15 protein-coding genes are annotated in these 18821 nt (G+C 70.2%); 5 read left to right on the top strand and 10 right to left on the bottom strand.

Translation table 11 applies throughout. The annotated features are described in order from the left end of the window. The first annotated feature begins 58 nt into the window (after positions 1-58). Positions 59-1123, top strand: coding sequence for an ATP-dependent DNA ligase (locus tag ACZ6Z4_RS11100; RefSeq protein WP_465561489.1), 1065 nt, complete (start codon positions 59-61; stop codon positions 1121-1123). On the opposite strand, the gene ACZ6Z4_RS11095 is transcribed toward ACZ6Z4_RS11100, so the two are convergent. Continuing rightward, positions 1120-3297 carry a glycoside hydrolase family 3 C-terminal domain-containing protein gene (locus ACZ6Z4_RS11095; RefSeq protein WP_465561487.1) on the bottom strand — a complete coding sequence of 726 codons (2178 nt, stop codon included), beginning with the start codon at positions 3295-3297 and terminating at the stop codon, positions 1120-1122. The two genes, ACZ6Z4_RS11100 and ACZ6Z4_RS11095, sit on opposite strands and share 4 nt — an antisense overlap. Positions 3298-3496: 199 nt before the next feature. Between ACZ6Z4_RS11095 and ACZ6Z4_RS11090 the strand changes: the two genes are divergently transcribed. After that, positions 3497-4036 carry an FHA domain-containing protein gene (locus tag ACZ6Z4_RS11090; RefSeq protein WP_465561483.1) on the top strand — a complete coding sequence of 180 codons (540 nt, stop codon included), beginning with the start codon at positions 3497-3499 and terminating at the stop codon, positions 4034-4036. Positions 4037-4052: 16 nt separating this feature from the next. Here ACZ6Z4_RS11090 and ACZ6Z4_RS11085 read toward each other — a convergent pair whose 3' ends face one another. The 4 genes from ACZ6Z4_RS11085 to ACZ6Z4_RS11070 all read right to left on the bottom strand — a co-directional run bounded on the left by ACZ6Z4_RS11085 (position 4053) and on the right by ACZ6Z4_RS11070 (position 6803). Further along, positions 4053-4823, bottom strand: coding sequence for a PIN domain-containing protein (locus ACZ6Z4_RS11085; RefSeq protein WP_465561481.1), 771 nt, complete (start codon positions 4821-4823; stop codon positions 4053-4055). A 3-nt stretch (positions 4824-4826) separates the two neighbouring features. Further along, positions 4827-5261, bottom strand: coding sequence for a hypothetical protein (locus ACZ6Z4_RS11080; protein ID WP_465561479.1), 435 nt, complete (start codon positions 5259-5261; stop codon positions 4827-4829). 58 nt (positions 5262-5319) lie between these two features. Next, positions 5320-5745, bottom strand: coding sequence for a hypothetical protein (locus ACZ6Z4_RS11075; protein ID WP_465561477.1), 426 nt, complete (start codon positions 5743-5745; stop codon positions 5320-5322). A 74-nt stretch (positions 5746-5819) separates the two neighbouring features. Then, the gene (locus ACZ6Z4_RS11070; protein WP_465561473.1) at positions 5820-6803 is read right to left on the bottom strand and encodes a LysR family transcriptional regulator; all 984 of its coding nucleotides are present in this window, start codon (positions 6801-6803) and stop codon (positions 5820-5822) included. 214 nt (positions 6804-7017) lie between these two features. Here ACZ6Z4_RS11070 and ACZ6Z4_RS11065 point away from each other — a divergent pair, with 214 nt between their 5' ends. The 3 genes from ACZ6Z4_RS11065 to ACZ6Z4_RS11055 all read left to right on the top strand — a co-directional run bounded on the left by ACZ6Z4_RS11065 (position 7018) and on the right by ACZ6Z4_RS11055 (position 13662). Continuing rightward, positions 7018-10332 carry a M28 family peptidase gene (locus tag ACZ6Z4_RS11065; RefSeq protein WP_465561471.1) on the top strand — a complete coding sequence of 1105 codons (3315 nt, stop codon included), beginning with the start codon at positions 7018-7020 and terminating at the stop codon, positions 10330-10332. Between the two features lie 107 nt (positions 10333-10439). Next, positions 10440-12368 carry a LamG-like jellyroll fold domain-containing protein gene (locus tag ACZ6Z4_RS11060; RefSeq protein ID WP_465561469.1) on the top strand — a complete coding sequence of 643 codons (1929 nt, stop codon included), beginning with the start codon at positions 10440-10442 and terminating at the stop codon, positions 12366-12368. Between the two features lie 70 nt (positions 12369-12438). Next, on the top strand, positions 12439-13662 hold the full coding sequence (locus ACZ6Z4_RS11055; RefSeq protein ID WP_465561466.1) for an ROK family transcriptional regulator: 1224 nt from the start codon (positions 12439-12441) through the stop codon (positions 13660-13662). On the opposite strand, the gene ACZ6Z4_RS11050 is transcribed toward ACZ6Z4_RS11055, so the two are convergent. From ACZ6Z4_RS11050 to ACZ6Z4_RS11030, 5 genes are read right to left on the bottom strand one after another with little or no spacing between them, the layout of a single operon-like run. After that, a complete protein-coding gene (locus ACZ6Z4_RS11050; RefSeq protein WP_465561463.1) occupies positions 13659-15143 on the bottom strand; it encodes a GH1 family beta-glucosidase in 1485 nt (494 codons plus the stop codon). The genes ACZ6Z4_RS11055 and ACZ6Z4_RS11050 overlap by 4 nt on opposite strands. Further along, complete coding sequence (locus tag ACZ6Z4_RS11045) at positions 15140-16144, bottom strand: aldo/keto reductase (protein WP_465561461.1); 1005 nt, start codon at positions 16142-16144, stop codon at positions 15140-15142. The genes ACZ6Z4_RS11050 and ACZ6Z4_RS11045 overlap by 4 nt, the downstream gene beginning before the upstream one ends. A 38-nt stretch (positions 16145-16182) precedes the next feature. Further along, the gene (locus ACZ6Z4_RS11040; RefSeq protein WP_465561459.1) at positions 16183-16950 is read right to left on the bottom strand and encodes a VOC family protein; all 768 of its coding nucleotides are present in this window, start codon (positions 16948-16950) and stop codon (positions 16183-16185) included. A 33-nt stretch (positions 16951-16983) separates the two neighbouring features. Next, positions 16984-17859, bottom strand: a complete 876-nt coding sequence (locus ACZ6Z4_RS11035) for a carbohydrate ABC transporter permease (RefSeq protein ID WP_465561457.1) — start codon at positions 17857-17859, stop codon at positions 16984-16986. After that, entirely contained in the window at positions 17856-18818 is a 963-nt protein-coding gene (locus tag ACZ6Z4_RS11030) for a carbohydrate ABC transporter permease (RefSeq protein WP_465561455.1), read from the bottom strand. Before ACZ6Z4_RS11030 ends, ACZ6Z4_RS11035 begins: the two co-directional genes overlap by 4 nt. Between the last annotated feature and the right edge of the window lie 3 nt (positions 18819-18821).

Genomic DNA, 18821 nt, shown 5'->3' with positions numbered 1-18821 from the left:
CCGGTCCCTACCGTGCGGTATCCCTCCATCATGCCCCGTCCGCGGGCAGAATGGCGGCATGCAGCTACCCGTGGTTCCTCCGGTCAAGCCGATGCTCGCCAAGGCGGTCAAGCAGATGCCGGACGGCGAGGTGAGCTTCGAGCCGAAGTGGGACGGGTTCCGCTCGATCATCTTCCGCGACGGTGACGAGGTCGAGATCGGCAGCCGCAACGAGAAGCCGATGACCCGGTACTTCCCGGAGCTGGTCGAGGCGGTCAAGGCGAACTTCCCGGAGCGCTGCGTGATCGACGGCGAGATCGTGGTGGTCGGCGGCTCGGGCGACCGGCTCGACTTCGAGGTGCTGCAGCAGCGGATCCACCCGGCCGCGTCGCGGGTGAAGATGCTGTCCGAGACGACCCCGGCGCGGTTCGTCGCGTTCGACCTGCTCGCGCTCGGCGACACCGACTGGACCGAGCGGCCGTTCGCCGAGCGGCGCGCGGCGCTGGAGGAGGCGCTCGCGCCGGCCAAGACGCCGATCCACCTGACCCGGACGACCACCGACAAGGCGCTGGCGACGGAGTGGTTCCACCAGTTCGAGGGAGCCGGGCTGGACGGCGTGATCGCGAAGCCGCTGCAGGGGCTGTACGAGCCGGACAAGCGGACGATGTTCAAGATCAAGCACGAGCGGACGGCGGACTGCGTGGTCGCCGGGTACCGCGTGCACAAGAGTGGGCCGAACCGGATCGGCTCGCTGCTGCTCGGGCTGTTCAACGCCGACGGCGTGCTGGCGAGCGTCGGTGTGATCGGGGCGTTCCCGATGGCCCGGCGTGAGGAGTTGTTCGAGGAGATGCAGGAGCTCGTCACCGACTTCGACAATCACCCGTGGGCCTGGGCGAAGCAGGAGGAGGGCAATCGGACGCCGCGCAACGCCGAGGGCAGTCGCTGGCAGGCCGGGAAGGACCTGAGCTTCGTGCCGCTGCGTCCGGAGCGCGTGGTCGAGGTGCGCTACGACCACATGGAGGGCGTCCGGTTCCGGCACACCGCGCAGTTCGTCCGCTGGCGCGACGACCGTACGCCGGAGTCCTGCACCTACGAGCAGCTCGAGGAACCGGTGAAGTTCGCCCTGGACGACGTCCTGGGCTAGATCCTCGTCAGCAGCTGCTTGACGCCTTCCGGGGTCAGGCCGAGGCCGGGGAACGCGGCGATGCTGGTGAGCGGGAAGTTGCCGATCAGCTTCAGCAGGTCGGGACTCGCGAGGATGCCCTGCGGGTTGCCCTCGGCATCGACGCCGATCAGCTCGCGCAGCGCGGCCGCGCCCGCGGGGTGGTCGAGCCACTCCTCGAGGGTCGCCATCTCGTCGAGGCGGGGGAGCAGCGGCGGGGCGTCGACGTCGACCGTGGTGGTCAGCCGGAGATCGCGTGAGGACGCACCGACCGCGAGCTCGAACTCGCCGCCTTCCAGCACCCAGCGACCGTGCTCCGTCGACCAGTACGAGAGGTCGCGCGAGGTAAGGGTGAAGTCGACGTTGACACTTTCGCCGGGCTCCAGAGCGACCTTCCGGAAGCCCTTCAGCTCGCGCACCGGGCGGCGGACTCGCGCGACCGGGTCGCCGACGTACAGCTGGACGACCTCCTGGCCGGCGCGGTCGCCGGTGTTCGAGACCGTGAAGCTGAGGTTCACCTCAAGGTCGGCGACGGCCGCCGTCAGGTCGTCGTACCCGAAGGCCGTGTACGACAGGCCGTGGCCGAACGGGTAGCTGACCTCGCGGCCGACCGCGTCGTAGCCGCGGTAGCCGACGAACACGCCCTCGCCGTACCGGACCTGCCCGTGCTCGCCCGGGAAGTTCAGGTACGCCGGGGTGTCCTCGAGCCGCAGCGGCAGGGTCTCGGCGAGGCGGCCGGACGGGTTGACCTTGCCGAGCAGTACGTCGGCGACCGCGCCACCGGAGGCCTGACCGGCGAGCCAGCACTCGAGGATCGCGGACGCGTGCTGCTCCCAGGGCGCGAGCCGGACCGCCGAGCCGTTGCTGAGGACGACGATCGCGGGGTCGTCGAGGGCCGCGAGGAGGTCGAGCTGCTCGGCAGGCAGGTCGAGGTGGGTGCGGTCGAAACCCTCCGACTCCTCGGCCGCGGGGAGACCGAGGAAGACGATGACGTGGTCGGCGCGGGTGGCGAGGGCAACGGCTTCGTCGCCGCCGGCGGCGTACTCGAGCTGGACGGTGGAGGGGAGCGCGGCGCGCAGTTCGTCGAAGGCGTTCTCGACGCGGGTCGGGTTGACCTGGGAGCTGCCGGCGCCTTGGTACCGGGCGGTGCGGGCGAACTCGCCGATCACCGCGACCAGCTCGCCGTCGGCCGGGGCGAGGGGGAGGGCGTTGTCGTTCTTCAACAGCACGAGACTCGCGGCGGCAGCTTCTCGTGCGAGTGAGTGATGCGCCTCGGCGTCGAAGTCCGAAGAGTCCGGCTGAGCATGACTCGCCAGCTTCAGTACCCGCTCGACCGCCCGATCCAGCACCGCCTCGTCCAGCTCACCCGACGTGACCGCCGCGACGATCGCGGCATCGCTGATCCTGAGCTTCGGCGGCATCTCCAGATCGAGCCCGGCCGCCAGCGACGCGACCCGGTCGTGCACCGCACCCCAGTCCGACATCACCAACCCGTCGAAACCCCACTCGTCGCGCAGCACCTCGGTGAGCAGCCAGTGGTTCTCCGACGCGTGCACGCCGTTGAGCCGGTTGTAGGAGCACATCACAGTCCACGGCCGGGCGTTCCGTACGACGTACTCGAACCCGGCGAGATAGATCTCCCGCAGCGGCCGCTCGTCGACCTCCGCACTGACCCGCAACCGGTCGGTTTCCTGGTTGTTCGCGGCGAAGTGCTTGAGTGACGCGCCGACGCCCTGGCTCTGCAGCCCGTCGACCAGCGCGGCGCCGAGCACGCCCGAGACGAGCGGGTCCTCCGACAGGTACTCGAAGTTGCGCCCGCACAGCGGCGACCGCTTGATGTTGATCCCCGGCCCGAGCACCACCGCGACGCCCTGCGCCCGCGCCTCGACGCCGATCGCCGCGCCGACCCGGCGTACGAGGTCGACGTCCCACGAGGAGCCGAGCGCGCTCGCAGTCGGGAAGCAGGTCGCCGGCACGCTGCCGCCGATGCCGACGTGATCGCCTCCGTCGGGCTGACTGCGGAGGCCGTGCGGACCGTCGGCCAGCATCACCCCCGGTACGCCGAGCCGCTCGATCCCGGCGGTGTGCCAGATGTCGGCGCCCAGACAGAGCGCCGCCTTCTCCTCGACCGTCAGCTGCCCCACGACGTCATCCATCGGGCCAGCTAACCACCTGACGCCGACCCGGCGGGCGGGTCGGGCGTGCCGCGGGGAGGGAGGTGGGGGCGGTGCCGCCGACCAGCGGTGAGATGGGCGGTGCAGCGTCGAGAGGGTTGCTGCGGAGGGGCGGTGGGAGGGCGGTGCCGCCGGTTGGGCGTGCTGGACAGTGAACCGCAGGTCAGCGGACAATTTGCGCATGACCTCCGGCCTGGAACTCACGCGTCCCTCGGACCGGGAGCGGGATCGCGCGCTGGAGATCCTCCGCGAAGGCGCCGGGACCGGGCGGCTGTCGCAGGACACCTTCGTCCGCCGGATGAACTTCGTGCTCGGCGCGCAGAGCCGCCGCGAGCTGCGCTCCGCGACCCACGACCTGCCGGGCCGCGAGCCGCGGGTGGTCGAGTGGCTGCGCGAGCAGCTGGCGAAGCTGCCGCGGATCGGCCCGCTGGCCAGGCCGAAGGCCGAGCTGCCCGGGCTGGCGCTGCCGCCGGCCGGATCGCCGACGATCCGGATCGGCCGCGGCCCGGGCGCGACGCTCCGCATCGCCGACGCCTCGGTCTCGCGCCGCCACGCCGAGCTCCGCCACGTCGGCGAGGGCTGGATGGTCCGCGACTTGAACTCGATGAACGGCACCCACCTGAACGGCTCCCGGATCACCTCACCGACCGCGGTCCGGGCCGGCGATATCCTGCAGTTCGGGTCGATCCTCTACGTGCTGACCTGGTCCGACCCGCGCTGATTCCCGTACGCCGTACTCAGCGCTCGCGCTCCGGCGTCTGCGGTGTCCGGGCAGCGGTCTGAGCCTTCTGCTCGGTGCCCTGCCGATCGGGAGCCTTGGTCCCGGCACCGGGCACACCGTCGAACGCGACCGCGTTGGTGGCCGCGAGCTCCGGATCCACCGCAGCCGCCACCTGCTGCTGAGCCGCGACCTGCTGCGGTGGCGGAAGCGTCGTTCCCCGCTCGTTCTCCGGGACCTCCGCGTTCAGCGCCTGCGCGAACCCCTTCAGGTCCTGCAGCTTCGCCATCCGGTCGATCAGCGCGGGCAGCGTGTTCGGGTCGCGCTCGTTGCGGCCGATCATCTCGCGCATTGCGGCGACCATCCGTTCCGGGTTCTCCCGGGTCAGGTCGGACAGGAACTTCGACAGCCGCTGCACCGGCATCGCGTGCGGGCCGGTGGTCGGCGGGTCGAAGTCCTTGACGTTCTCGGTCACCAGCACCGTCGACTCCGACGCCACCGCGGCGGCCAGCACGTGCTTGTCCTTCGGGTCGGCCTGCATGGCCGGCTCCAGGTGCTCGTACCCCTCGACCAGCGCCTGCGGAAAGGCCTCGTTCATCTGCGCGAGCCGCTTGTCCATCGCCGCCTCGCTCAGCTTCGGCGGGCGGTTGCGCCGGACCTCGTCCAGCACCTCGGCGTTCCAGCGTGGCTGGAACTCCTCGCGGAAGGCGAGCGTCAGCAGTACGTCGGTCTGCAGCGAGCCGCGCAGCACGTTCGCGTCGAGGAAGGCGCGCTTGGACGGGTCGGCCATCGGCTAGGCCCGACCGTCGGCGGGGCCGTCGTCATCGGCGTCGTAGTCGGACTCCGCGAGCATGTCGTCGAGGATCGCCCGCTGCCGCGTCTTCAGCTGCCGCTTGAACTCCAGCGCGTCCTCGAGCCGCACCCAGTCGACCGACTCGTCGGAGCGGAACGCGAGCGCGCCGGAGGCGGCGTACGAGCGCAGTTCGTCCTCGGCCATCCCGATGGCCGCGGCGGCCTCCCGGATCGGCAGCTCGTGCCGGAGCGCGGTCACCTGCACGGCCATGCCCTCGCGGAGCGCGGTCTCGACGAAGCGCAGCGCCTCGACGACCTTCGGCGGTACGTCGTGACGGTTGCCCTCGGCATCGATGATGGCGGGCCCGGCCGGGACGAGGTGACGCTCGGCGGCGGACAGCAGGAACACCTCGGACTGACTCGGAAGAACCTCCATGGGCAGGATCCTACTCGTCGGTCGGCTCCCGCCCGGGGGTCTTCGCGCCGCGGCCCGGTCACCACTCGTCGGGCTCGAGCTCCTCCGCGAACACCCCCGGCCCGGCCCGGCGCTGCTCGCGCTCCTCCCGCCGGTTCGCCCGGATCCGCCGCTGCAGCTGCAGCACCTGATCGAGTTGCACCCACTCGTCGGAATCGTCCGGCCCGGTCGACACGTCACCGGCGGGAAGGTACTCCCGCAGCTCGTCCTCCGGGATCTCCAGCGCGATCGCCGCCTCCCGCAGCCGCAGCTCGTGCGGCAGCAGCGTGATCTGTACGGCGTACCCCTCGCGCAGCGCCACCTCGACGTACCGGAGCGCGTCGAGCGCCTTCGGCGGTACGTCGAGACGCACGCCGTGCTCGTCGACGATGGCCGGCCCGTCGGCCACCAACCGCCGCTGCTCGCCGGAGATCATGAAGACCTCGGGCCGGCTGGGCACGTTCATGCCGGGGAGCGTACGGGACCGACCCACCCCTCGCCCCGGGCCCGGACGTCACAAATCGGTGTCTATCCGCAGGGCTACCCGCACGGCTCGAGCACCGTCGGGTGCGCGCCCGGGTGCGTCGTCCACCACGGCCGCCGGATCGCGTTCTCGGCGATCGTGGCCCGGTAGGTGTCGATGAACGCCTGGTGCACCAGGTCGACGTCGTCCTGCGTGGTGTGGTCGGTGCGCCAGCGCAGCGTCCGGCGCCAGATCAGCGGGTGGTCGCGGATCGGCCGGACCACCGTGTTCGGGATCTCCCGGACCGTCGGCGCGCAGAGGCTGATCCCGCGCCCGGCGCCGATCAGCTGCTCGATGTCGGGGGTGTCCAGGTTGGAGTAGCGGAACTGCGGGGTGAACCCGCCGATCGCCTCGCAGGTGGTGCGCAGGTAGGCGAGGTCGCCGTCCTCCTTGCCCGCCGGCGGGCAGATCCAGATGTCACCGGCCAGGTCGCCGAGCTCGATGTCGGTCCGGTCCGCGAGCCGGTGCGTCGACGGCAGCGCGACCGCGAACGGCTCCGGGTAGACCATCGTCTGCTCCCGGACGCCGGGCGGGCACGGCGGCGAGTGCACGTCGTCACATCGCCCCAGCATGATGACGTCGACGATGTCGGCGGCCAGCATGTCGGTCAGGACGGCGCACGAGGTGTCGACCTGCGCGACGATCTCGCGCCCCGGCAGCACCTCCTCCAGCCGCGACAACCAGGCGCCGAACATCACCGTCCGCATCGACCCGAGCCGCAGCGGCCCGGTGCCGATCGTGTACCGGCGGCTGCTGCCGACCAGCTCGTCCATGTCGGCCAGCATCGAGCGCGCCCGCCCCAGCACGTGCTTGCCGAGCGGGGTCGCCTCCACGCCGTACGGGCCGCGCTTGAACAGCGGTCCGCCGATCGCCTCCTCGATGCGTTGCAGCTGCGCGGTGAGCGACGGCTGGGAGATGCCGAGGGCGGCTGCCGCCTTCGACACGCTGCCGCTCTCGGACAGGCGGCAGACCACGCGCAGATGCCGTAGCTCGAGCTCCATAGCGGTGAGGCTATGCCCTGCTGGGATATCACAGCCACAGCTCGCGGATGCCAATCTCTTTGCACAGAGGACCCCGGGCGTTCACCTGCCCAGTCCGGACCCCCGGGTTCCTCTTCCCCCGCCGCCCGCCGGGCCGGCCTGCAGCCCCCTCGGCCGGCGGCGGGGTCCCGCCCCGGGTGAGTGAGACCGCCCCAAGTGAAGTGAGGAACGTCCCGTGAAGAACACAGCCCTGCGCACTGTCGCAGCCGGCTGCGTGCTGAGTCTCGCGGCCGCCGCCACCGCGGTGGTCGCGACCAGGCTCCCCGCAGCCGACGCCCAGGCCGACCCACCGGTCAATCCGCGCGCCGCCGCCCTGGCGACCGCCGACCGGCTGGTCGAGGGTCGCGCCGCCGAGCTCAAGGCGAGCCCCGGCGACCAGTTCGTCCGCCAGCAGGACATCAGTACGCCGTGGGGCCTGCAGTACGTCGCCTACGAGCGCACGTACCAGGACCTGCCGGTGATCGGCGGCGACTTCGTCGTCACCACGGATGCCAAGGGCAACACCCGGGGCATCTCGGTCGCGCAGCAGCAGCCGATCAACGTCAGCCGTACCCCGGTTGTCACCAAGGCCGCGGCGGAGAAGGCGGCACTGAAGGCCCTCGACCAGGGCAAGGCCGTCCCCGGTGACCCGACGCTGGTCGTGTACGCCGGTGGCGCGAAGCCGGTGCTGGCCTGGGAGTCGATCGTGCAGGGCCGTGACCACGGCGAGGACAGCCGGCAGAAGGTGTACGTCGACGCCCGCACCGGCAAGGTCGTGCACCAGATCGAGCAGACCGCGTCCGGCACCGGGACAGGTGTCTGGAACGGCGCGAACCTGTCGATCGGGACCACGCAGAGCGGTTCGCAGTACACGATGGCCGACCCCGGCCGCCCGAACCTGCGCTGCGCCGACTACAGCACCGGCACCGTCTACTCCGGCTCCGACGACGTCTGGGGGAGCACCTCCAAGACCGACAAGGAGGCCGGCTGCGTCGACGTCATGTACGTCGCCGCCGGCGAGTGGAACATGCTGAAGGACTGGTACGGCCGCAACGGCCTGGACGGCCAGGGCAAGTGGGCCGACGCGCTGGTCGGTCTCGGCGACGTGAACGCGTACTGGGGTCACCAGAGCAACCCCGACGGTGTCGTCTTCGGCTACAACAACAACCGGCAGTGGATCACCGGCACCGACGTCGTCGCCCACGAGTACGGGCACGGCCTGGACGCCAAGACACCGGGCGGCATCTCCGGCCACCCGTCGCAGGAAGCGGTCGCGGACATCTGGGGCACGCTCACCGAGCACTTCCTGAACAACCCGAACGACCCGCCGGACTACGAGGTCGGCGAGGAGATCAACCTGCAGGGCGCCGGGCCGATCCGGTACATGTACGAGCCGGCCAAGATCTCCGGCCACCCGAACTGCTACTCGACCAGCCTGCCGTCGTCGGTGCACGCCGCGGCCGGCCCGATGAACCACTGGTTCTACCTGCTGGCCGAAGGCAGCAACCCCGGCAACGGCAAGCCGAACAGCCCGACCTGCAACAACAGCACCCTGACCGGTATCGGGCACCAGGAAGCCGGCAAGATCTTCTACAACACGATGCTCGCCAAGACCTCCGGGATGAGCTACCCGAAGTGGCGGGTGGCCACGCTGGCCGCGGCCAAGAACCTGGACAGCAGCTGCGCGCTGCACGCCAAGGTCAAGGCGGCCTGGGATGCCGTTGCCCTGGGCATCCAGTCCGGCGAGGCGACCTGTACAGCGTCCGGCAACGACTTCACCATGACGGTCTCACCGGCCAGCGGTTCGGTGAAGCCCGGCGAGTCCGCGACGGCGACCGTCAACACCGTGATCGGGAGCGGCTCCGCACAGACCGTGCAGCTGACCGCTTCGGGCCTGCCGAGCGGCGCCACCGCGTCGTTCTCGCCGGCCTCGGTGCAGTCCGGCAACTCCTCGACGCTCACGATCAGCACCTCGTCCAGCACGCCGGAAGGCAGCTACACCGTCACGGTCACCGGTGACGGTACGGCGGTCGACCGGACGGCGACGTACCGGTTGACCGTCGGCGGGACCGCCCCGCCCGCCGGCGTGCCGGACGTCGACGTGGAGAAGGTGAAGGCGCACCTGGCCGCGCTGCAGCAGGCGGCCGACAACAACGGCGGCAACCGGCGAGCCGGCTCGGCGGGCTACACCGCGTCGGTGAACTACATCGAGCAGAAGCTGCGCGACGCCGGGTTCACCGTCGCCAAGCAGCGCTGCACGAACTGCACCTACCCGTCGGACAACCTGATCGCCGACTTCCCCGGCGGGGACGCCAACCAGGTCATCATGCTCGGTGCCCACCTGGACAGCGTCAGTGCCGGTGCCGGTAGCAACGACAACGCGTCCGGCTCGGCCGTCGTACTGGAGACCGCGCTGACGCTGGCGGCGAAGAACCCGTCGCTGGCCAAGCACGTCCGGTTCGGCTGGTGGACCGACGAGGAGCAGGGCCTGAACGGCTCCGAGTTCTACGTCGGGCAGCTGTCCTCGACCGAGCGGTCGAAGATCAAGGCGTACCTGAACTTCGACATGGTCGCCTCGACCAACGCCGGGTACTTCGTCAACAACATCACCACCACCACCGGCAAGGTGCTGAAGGAGTTCTACGACGGGCTGAACCTGGCGCCGGAGGAGAACACCGAGGGCGCCGGGCGCTCCGACGACGCGTCGTTCAAGAACGCCGGCATCCCGACCAGCGGCGTGGCCGCCGGGGCGAGCGCCCGCAAGACCACGGCGCAGGCGCAGAAGTGGGGCGGCACGTCCGGGTCGGCGTACGACCCGTGCTACCACGGCTCCTGCGACAAGTACCCGGCGAACATCAGCGCGACCGTGCTCGACCGCAGTGCCGACGCCGCGGCGTACGGGCTGTGGAAGCTCGCGGTCGGGGAGACGACGCCGCCGACCGGGAACGACTTCTCGCTGACCCTCGACCCGGCGTCCCGCTCGGTCGCGGCGGGAAGCTCCACGCAGACGACGGTCCGGACCGCCACCACCAGTGGTGACGCCCAGACCGTGCAACTCGCCGCCTCGGGCCTTCCGAGCGGTACGACGGCGTCGTTCTCGCCGTCGTCGGTGACGTCCGGCAGCTCCTCGACCCTGACCCTGGCGACGTCGGCCACAACGCCGGCCGGGACGTACCAGGTGACGGTCAAGGGCACCGGCGCGGTCAGCCACGAGGTCTCCCTCAGCCTCACGGTGACCGGCACGTCGTCGGGCACGGTGACGGTGCAGAACCCGGGCAGCCAGTACGGGTTCGTCGGCTTCCAGAGCTTCCCGTTGCAGATCCGGGCAACGGCGAGCTCCGGACAGCCGGTCACCTTCCGCGCGACAGGACTGCCCCCGGGCCTGTCGATCAGCACCAGCGGCGTCATCTCGGGGACACCGACCAGCCGCGGTTCCTACACGGCAACGGTGACGGCGACCGACAGTGGCGGGGCAACCGGTAGGGCCACCTTCGGTTACTCGATCTGGTAACCCGCGGTTGAGGGCTCCGGGCCGCACACCAGGCGGCCCGGAGCCCGCCTTTCGCTGCTCACCTGACGTCTGCCCCCGGGTCCGCGGACCCGGCTTAGCGTCGGAATATGTCCATTCATGAGAACAATTTGTCGACCGAGGTTTCCGGTCAGAGCCGCCGCGGTTTCCTCGCGCTCGCCGGTGCTGGCGCGGCCGCGGTCGGTGTCGGGGCCTCCGGCCTCGCGGCGACCCCGGCGAGCGCCACCACGCACGGCGGCTCCTGGAACCCGGACCCGACCGCCCAGCAGTTCACCGTCGCGATCATGCCGGACACGCAGTTCCTGTACTGGGGGAGTCAGGACAGCATCAACCGGAGCCCGCAGGAGGAGTCGTTCCGGTACGTCGTCGAGAACAGCTCCGGCCGGACCGGGAACATCGTGTTCATGGCGCATCTCGGCGACCTGACCCAGGACGCCGACGCGTCGTCGTTCGAGGAGGTCGACAAGGCCTTCCGGATCCTCGACCAGCACGGTGCGGCGTACAGCGTGCTGGCCGGGAACCACGACGTGACCGGGGACGACAGCCGCGGGGACACGCCGTACCTGCGGACGATGGGACCGCGGCGGTTCAAGCGGTCGAAGACGTTCGCCGGCGCGGACGCGACCGGCTACAACACCGCGCACATCTTCCAGGCCGCCGGCCGGTCGTGGCTGCTGCTGGCGCTCGACTGGCGCACCAGCGACCAGGGCTTCGCCTGGGCGAACAGTGTGATCAAGGCACACCCGAAGCTGCCGGTGATCCTGACCTCGCACGACATCGTCGGTTCGACGTACGGCGACAACGTCTTCCCGTACGAGTCCGGCGACCCGGAGGACAACGCCGTCCTGTCGGGCTACGGCAAGACCGTCTGGGACAAGCTGATCAAGGACAACGACCAGATCTTCCTCACCCTCAACGGGCACTACTGGCCGTCCGGGCGGACCACGAAGCAGAACGCCGCCGGGAACGCCGTGCACCTGCACCTGGCCAACTACCAGAACCGGTTCTTCGGCGGCGCCGGGATGATCCGGCTCTACCACTTCGACCTGGACCGGAACACGATCGACGTCGAGACGCTCAGCCCGTGGATCCTGGCCCAGAAGCCGGAGGCGCGCTCCGCGCTGGCCGCCGAGCACGCCCGGATCACCGGTCCGGTCGACGACTTCTCGATCCCGATCGACTTCGAGCAGCGGTTCGCCGGCTTCAACCCGGTACCGGTCCGGCCCGCCCGTCCGGCCGCGCAGGAGCTGGTCCGCGGGACGCTCGCGTACTGGCGGTTCGACGGCCAGGGCGCGGCCGGGACGTCGCTGGCCGCGGGGGACAAGATCCGCGACCTCACCGGCAAGGGCAACGACCTGACGGTCGTGTCGGTCCCCGGTACGGCGGCCGACGCGCTGACCTGGTCCGCCGAGCACCACCCGGACCAGTCGGGGCACGCGAGCCTGAAGTTCGCCGGTGGCCGCAACCCGGTGCACGGCGCGTACCTGACCACCGGGGACAAGGCGCCGCTGAACACCGAGACGTTCAAGGCCGGCTACACGATCGAGGCGTTCGTGATGATGCCGCTGGACTGGGACTCCGGGCGCAACGGCAACGCGTCGTTCCTGAGCCGCCGTGGCGCGTCCGGTGAGGCCGGCAAGCACGGCAAGAACACCGACCCCAAGGAGCCGCTGGCCCAGTTCGCGATCACCAACAACGGCCGCGAGCCGCAGTTCAACCACTACCCGCGCAACACGACGTACCCGACCACCAACTGGGGCCACGGTCTGGTCGAGCTGCGCTGGTGGCACCTCGCGGTGGTCAACGACGGCCGCTACACCCGCCTGTACGTCGAGAGCGCGCCGGTCGCCGACAACCCGAACCGGGTCTCGGTCGGTCTCACGTCGCTCGGCCTGCCCTGGCTGGTCGGCGGTCACGAGTACGCCGGGGCGATCGACGTGGTCTTCCACGGCAACGTCGGTGACATCCGGATCGTCAACCGCCCGCTGAAGCTGACCGAGTTCCTGACCGCCCGCTAGCGCCCTGGGCCGTCGCGCCCGCGCCACTTCCTTACCTTGTGTATTAAAGTGCGGACAGGGAGGGAACGACGTGGCGAAGATCTTGAAGGGTGCGACGGCCCAGGAGACGCACAGCGCGATCCTGGATCTGATCCGGTCCAGCGGGACCGTCACGCGGGTGGCGCTGGCCGATCGGTCGGGGTTGACGGGGGCGTCGATCTCGCGGGTGGTGAAGCAGCTGCTGGCCGAGGGGCTGATCGTCGAGACCGGGCTGGGGGACCCGACCGGTGGCAAGCGGGCGACGCTGCTGCAGTTCAACCCGCGGGCCCGGCACGCGGTCGGGATCTCGATCGACACGCTCAGTACGACGTACGTCGTGACCGACATGAACGGCCGCGTGATCGAGCAGCTCGCGTCGAAGGGCATCGGCCGGGACACCCCGGCGACAGTGATCACGCGGCTGGTCGGCGAGCTCGAGGACCTGATCAAGCGGACGGGTATCGAGCCGGAGACGCTGGTCGGTGTCGGGGTCGCGCTGGCCGGGCGGCAGGGGAGTGGATCGTCGCTGCTGCGGGCGGACCGGGAGCGGTACGCGTGGGAGCCGTTCGCCGTGCAGGGGCAGCTCAGCCAGGCGATCGACCATCCCGTGGTGGTGGAGAACGACTCGACGTGCGCGGCGATCGGTGAGTTCTGGGCCGGGCGGATCCCGTCGGCCAACGACTTCGCGACCGTCTACCTGGCGGCCGGATTCGGCCTCGGCCTGGTCACCAACGGCGACGTCTACCGTGGCTCGTCGTCGAACGTCGGCGAGATCGGGCACATGGTCCTGGAGGTCGACGGCCCCGAGTGCTGGTGCGGAGGCAACGGCTGTCTCGAAGCGCTGGCCGCGCCGGCGCGGATCGTCGAGCTGGCCCAGGCCGACCCGGCGCTGGCCAAGGAGCTGCGCGGGAAGCGCACCTCGGTCCGGACGGACTTCGCCCGGATCGCCCGGAAGGCGACCGAGGGCGACGCGCTCTGCCTGGAGCTGATCCAGCAGTCGGCGCGCTACCTCGCCAAGGCGCTGCTCTCGATCACCAACCTGCTCGATCTGTCACAGATCATCCTCGCCGGCCCGGGCTTCAGCGAGGCCGGCGACCTGTACGTGCAAGCCGCGACCGACGAGATCAACCGGCTCTCGTTCGTCCGGGCGATCCACCCGACCCGCGTCGAGCTGTCGAAGCTCGGCCCGAGCGCGGCCGCGCTCGGTGCGGCGTCGCTGGTCCTGCACAGTCAGCTGACGCCGCACCAGACCTCGAGCCGGGCGCTGACTTCCTAGGCTGGTCGCTCACTTCCCAGGAAGGCCTTCAGCCACAGTCCGCTGTTCTTGACCGTCCGCTGCTGCGTCACGTAGTCCACGTGCATCAGCCCGAAGCGGCGGGTGTAGCCCCAGGACCACTCGAAGTTGTCCAGCAGCGTCCAGGCGAAGTACCCCTTCAGCGGGATGCCCTCGGCAACGACCTCGGCCGCTGTGGTGAGGTGCTTCTCGAAGTACGCCTGCCGCTCGGGGTCCTCGACGGTCCCGTCGGCGCTGAGCTCGTCGGGGTACGCCGCACCGTTCTCGGTGATGTAGAGCGGGAGCTCGGGCGCCATCGCGTTGATCTGGGCGAGGATGTCGCGCATGCCGTTCGGGTCGATGCCCCAGCCCATCTGGGTGCGGTCGAGACCGGTGTCGACGGCGTTCACCCGTTCGCTGCCGGGCTGCGTCGTCGGACCGCCGGGCTCGGCGAACTCGCCGTCCTCCGGCGCGGCGACGGTCGACGGGCAGTAGTAGTTCACGCCGAGGAAGTCGAGCGGCGCCGAGATCAGCGACAGGTCCGCGTCGAACCGGCGGAACCACTCGGTCGTCCCGGTGTCTTCCAGCACGTCGGCCGGGTACTTCCCGACCAGCAGGGGATCGAGGAAGATCCGGTTCCGCAGCCCGTCGACACGGCGCTGCGCGTCCCGGTCCGCGTCGGAGTCCGAGGCGGCGTACACGGGTGCGGGGTTGAGCGCGATGCCGACGGTGTTGTCCGGCGTCTTGATCGCCTGCAGCGCGAGCCCGTGCCCGAGCAGCAGGTGGTGCACTGCCTTGAGCGAGTCGGCGCCTTCGACGCGGCCCGGTGCGTGCTCGCCGTTGCCGTAGCCGAGGAACGCCGAGCACCACGGCTCGTTCAGCGTCATCCAGTGCGAGATCACGTCGGAGAGCGCTCCCTGCGTGATCGCCGCGTAGTCCCGGAACCGCTCGGCGGTGTCCCGGACCAGCCAGCCGCCCGCGTCCTCGAGCGGCTGCGGCAGGTCCCAGTGGTAGAGCGTCGCGTACGGCGTGACGCCGTTCGCCAAGCAGGCCTCGGCCACGCGCCGGTAGAAGTCGAGCCCGGCCTGGTTCGCCGCGCCGCTTCCGGCCGGGACGACCCGCGGCCAGGCGATCGAGAACCGGTACGCCTTCAGCCCGAGGTCGGCGAGCAGGCGGATGTCGTCCTCGTAGCGGTGGTAGTGGTCGTCGGCCACGTCGCCGGTCGAGCCGTCGGCGATCTTGCCGGGCGTCGCGGCGAAGGTGTCCCAGATGCTCGGTCCGCGGCCGTCCTCGGTCGTCGCGCCTTCCACTTGGTACGACGCGGTGGCGGCGCCCCAGACGAAGTCGGTGGGGAACGAGAGGCGGCGCGGAGACGGGTGAGCGCTCTCCGCGGCGCGGGCGGCCGGCGCGGCCGGGGACGCCGGCGCGGCCGGGGACGTCGGGACGGCTGCGGACGCAGGCTGCGACGTGGTCGGGGAGGTCATCGGGGTCCTTCCAGCCAGTTGGCGGGGTCGGGCATCAGGTCGTTCAGCCGATCGGTCAGCTCGGCGGGGATCTCGGTCTCCAGCGCGGTGATCAGCTGGTCGTGGCGTGCGGGCTTGTTGAACCCGACGACGCTGGCGCTGATCCGCGGGTCGTTTACCGAGTGCTGGAGCGCGGCCGTGCCGAGGTCGATCCCGTACTCCCGGCACGCCTGGTCCATTCGCGCGATCGCGTCGAGAGTCTGCGCGGAGGCGTCCCGGTAGCCGTACTGGCGCGAGCCGCCCCGCGGGTTCGCCAGGATCCCGGCACCGTAGATCGCGGCGTTGACGACCGCGAGCCCACCGGCGAGTGCCTGCTCGATGAGATCTCCGGCGCTGTGGTCGACGAGGCTCCACCGGCTGTGCACGAGCAGCACCTCGAACCCGCCGAGCGCGAGGTACCGGGACAGTTCCCGGGAGTTGCCTCCGGCCAGGCCCACGTGCCCGATGACGCCCTCCTCGCGCAGAGTCATCAGCGTGTCGACGGCCTCCCGCATGCTGTCGAAGTCGTGGAACTCCGGGTCGTGCAGGTAGACCAGCGGCAGTTCGTCGAGCCCGAGACGCTCCTTGCTCTCCGCCACACTGGCCCGCACGCGGGCGCCGGAGTAGTCGTCGCCGCGGGCGTCCACCTTGGTCGCCACCAGGAAGCCGTCGGGCAGTCCGCCCGCGCCGGGCCCGCCTCCGTGCAGGTCGGACCTCGGTGCGGCGCCGGTCGCCCGGGCCGCCAGCGCCTGGCCGATGCAGCGCTCGCTCTCGCCACCGCCGTACTCGTTCGAGGTGTCGATCCAGGACAGCGGACCGTCGAGCACCCGGTCGATCACGGAGATCGCCGCGGCCCGGCCGGCCTCCGGCCCGAGGGCGCCGGGCAGGTCGCCGAGCCCGCTGCTGCCGGCGCAGACCGCGGACACGGTGAGACCGGTGGAACCGAGCGGCCGCAGCCAGTCGTCGCTTGCAGGGTCAGTCACGAAAACCAGCTTTCGGAGAAGGAGGCTAACCGGTTAAGTCAGATGGTAGCGAAGGCGAAGCCGTCCGGGTCCACATACACCTGCGTGCCGTCCGGAGCGGCCGCCGACGGCAGCTCGGCGGGAGCACCCACCAGTACGGCGTACGAAAAGCCCGCGACGTCGAGCTGCGGCTCCCGGTCCGCCTTCTCCCGGTCGTAGGTGAACACCTCGATCACCGTGTCGCCGCCCTTGAGGTAGCCGATGCTGAACCCGCGCGGGTCGTGCGGCTGCTCGATCGTCCCGATGAACGAGAAGCCGTAGTGGTCGCGGTAGTACTCGTGCGTGCGCTCCCGCTCCTCGACCGTCACCGCGACGTGGTCGAACCGCGGCCGCGCCGGAACGCCGAGAGCGCGCTCTCTCGCGACCCCGTCCTCGTCCAGCACGGCGGCGTACTGGAGGTCGCCCTGGATCATCTCCAGCAGCGTGCCGTCGGGGTCGAAGAAGAAGCAGATCCGGACCGCGCCCTCGGCGTCCAGCGGATCGAGCTTGAACTCCACCCCGGCCGCCTTCAGCACCGCGGCCCGCTCGTCGAGCCGGTCCACCTTGAAGCCGACATGCCGGAACCCCTTCTGCAGGTCGTCGCCGACCCAGGTGCTGTCGGCCCGCCCGCGTTCGACCCGGCGCAGCTCCACGGTCGCCGTGACCGCGTCCAGGAGAGCGCGCTCTTCGGTGACCTCACCGATCACCGCCAGCTCGAGGAACTTGCCGTAGTACTCGACCGAGGCCGCTACGTCGGTGCAGTTGACGACGACGTTCTTGATCGGCATGGATCTCCTTAGGTACGACGAGAGGTGGGGGAGTCAGTTCTTGACGGCGCCGAGCATCATCCCGGCGACGAACTGGCGCTGCATCCGGACATAGACGATGACGACCGGGACGACGGACAGGGTGAGACCGGCGGTCAGCGCCGGCCAGTTGGTCGAGTACTGGCCCATCAGCGTGAACAGCACCGGCTGCAGCGGCAGCGCGTCGGTGTCGCGCAGCACGGTGTTGGCGATCAGGAACTCGTTCCAGGTCTGCAGGAACTGGAAGATCACCACGGTCGCGATCCCGGGCCGGGTCAGCGGCAGGATCACCCGCCAGAAGATCACCAGCTCGGAGCCGCCGTCGACCCGGGCGGCCTCGATCAGCTCGTCCGGCAGGGTCTGGAAGAACGCCCGCATCAGGAACATCGCGAACGGCGCCGACCCGGAGATGTAGAGCACCAGCAGACCGGTCTGGGTGTCCAGCAGCCCGAGCGTCTTGAGCTGCAGGTAGAGCGGGATGATCAGCGCCGTCGACGGCATCATCAGCGTGGTCAGCAGCAGTACGAACAGCGTGTTGCGGAACGGGAAGTCGAGCTTGGCGAACGCGTACCCGCTGAGCGTCGCGAAGACCAGGACGCCGATCACGGTCACCGAGGTGATCCAGAGGCTGTTCCAGAAGTGCAGCGGGAACTCGATCTTGGTCCACGCCGTCGAGTAGCCCTGGAAGGTGAGCTTGTCCGGGATCACCGGCCCGCCGAAGATCGTGCTCGGCTCGCGCAGCGAGGTGAGCAGCATCCAGACGAACGGGAACGCCATCAGCACGCAGAACGGCGCCAGCACGAACGCCGCGAAGCTCTTCCCGAGCGGGAACCGGAACGGCTTGGGCTGCTCGGTCGTACGCCGGTCCTGCTGCACCGTGGAAGCGCTCACCGGTCCGCCCTCCGGGTCAGCCAGAGCTGCGCGATCACCGCGACCGTGCAGAGGATCATCGTCACGACGCTGAACGCGCTCGCGTACCCGAGCTGCGGGATCGAGCCGGACGTCGAGCCGAAGGCGAGCGAGTACAGGTACGTGCCGAGCACCTCGCTGCCGTGGTTCGGGCCGCCGCCGGTCATCACGTAGATGATGTCGAAGGCCTTGAACCCGTTCAGCAGCCCGAGGCTGACCACCAGCCCGGTCACCACCCGCAGGCTCGGCACGGTGATGTTCCAGAACTGCTGCACGGTGTTCGCCCCGTCGACCGCGGCGGCCTCGTACAGGCTCGGGTCGATGCCCTGGATGCCGGCGAAGAAGATCAGCATGTTGAAACCGAGGCCGCCCCAGACCGTGACCAGGACGATCGCCGGCAGCACGGTCCGGTGGTCGGCGAGCCAGGGGTGCTGCAGCGAGTCGAGACCGATCGAGCCGAGCAGCTGGTTGAGGGTGCCGATGTTCGGGTCGTAGATCAGCTTCCAGAGCACACCGGAGACCACGAACGAGACGATCCCGGGGATGAACAGGATGGTCCGGACGAGCACCCCGACGTGCTTCCACACGACGTTCACCAGGACCGCCGTGAGCAGACCGAGGAAGGTCAGGATCACCGTCGTCACCGCGGTCAGTACCAGCGTGACGACCAGCGCCCGCTGCGCGACCGGGTCGCCGAGCATCCGGGTGTAGTTGTCCAGCCCGATGAACTTCGGCTCCCCGAAACCGCCCCAGCGCGTGAGGCTCAGGTACGCCGTACGCAGGATCGGCCACAGCACGAAGCCGAGGAAGAGCGCGAACGTGGGCAGCACGAACAGGTAGCCCGCGACACGTTGCGAGCGGCGCAGCGGGGAGCCGAAGCGGCTCTCCCGCGTACGCCGTACCGGTGCTGCGGTGGCCCGCGTGGTGGTTGTCGTCGCCACCCG

The sequence above is a fragment of the Kribbella sp. NPDC104740 genome (assembly GCF_055583505.1).
This window is presented reverse-complemented; position numbering and strand designations above follow the sequence as displayed.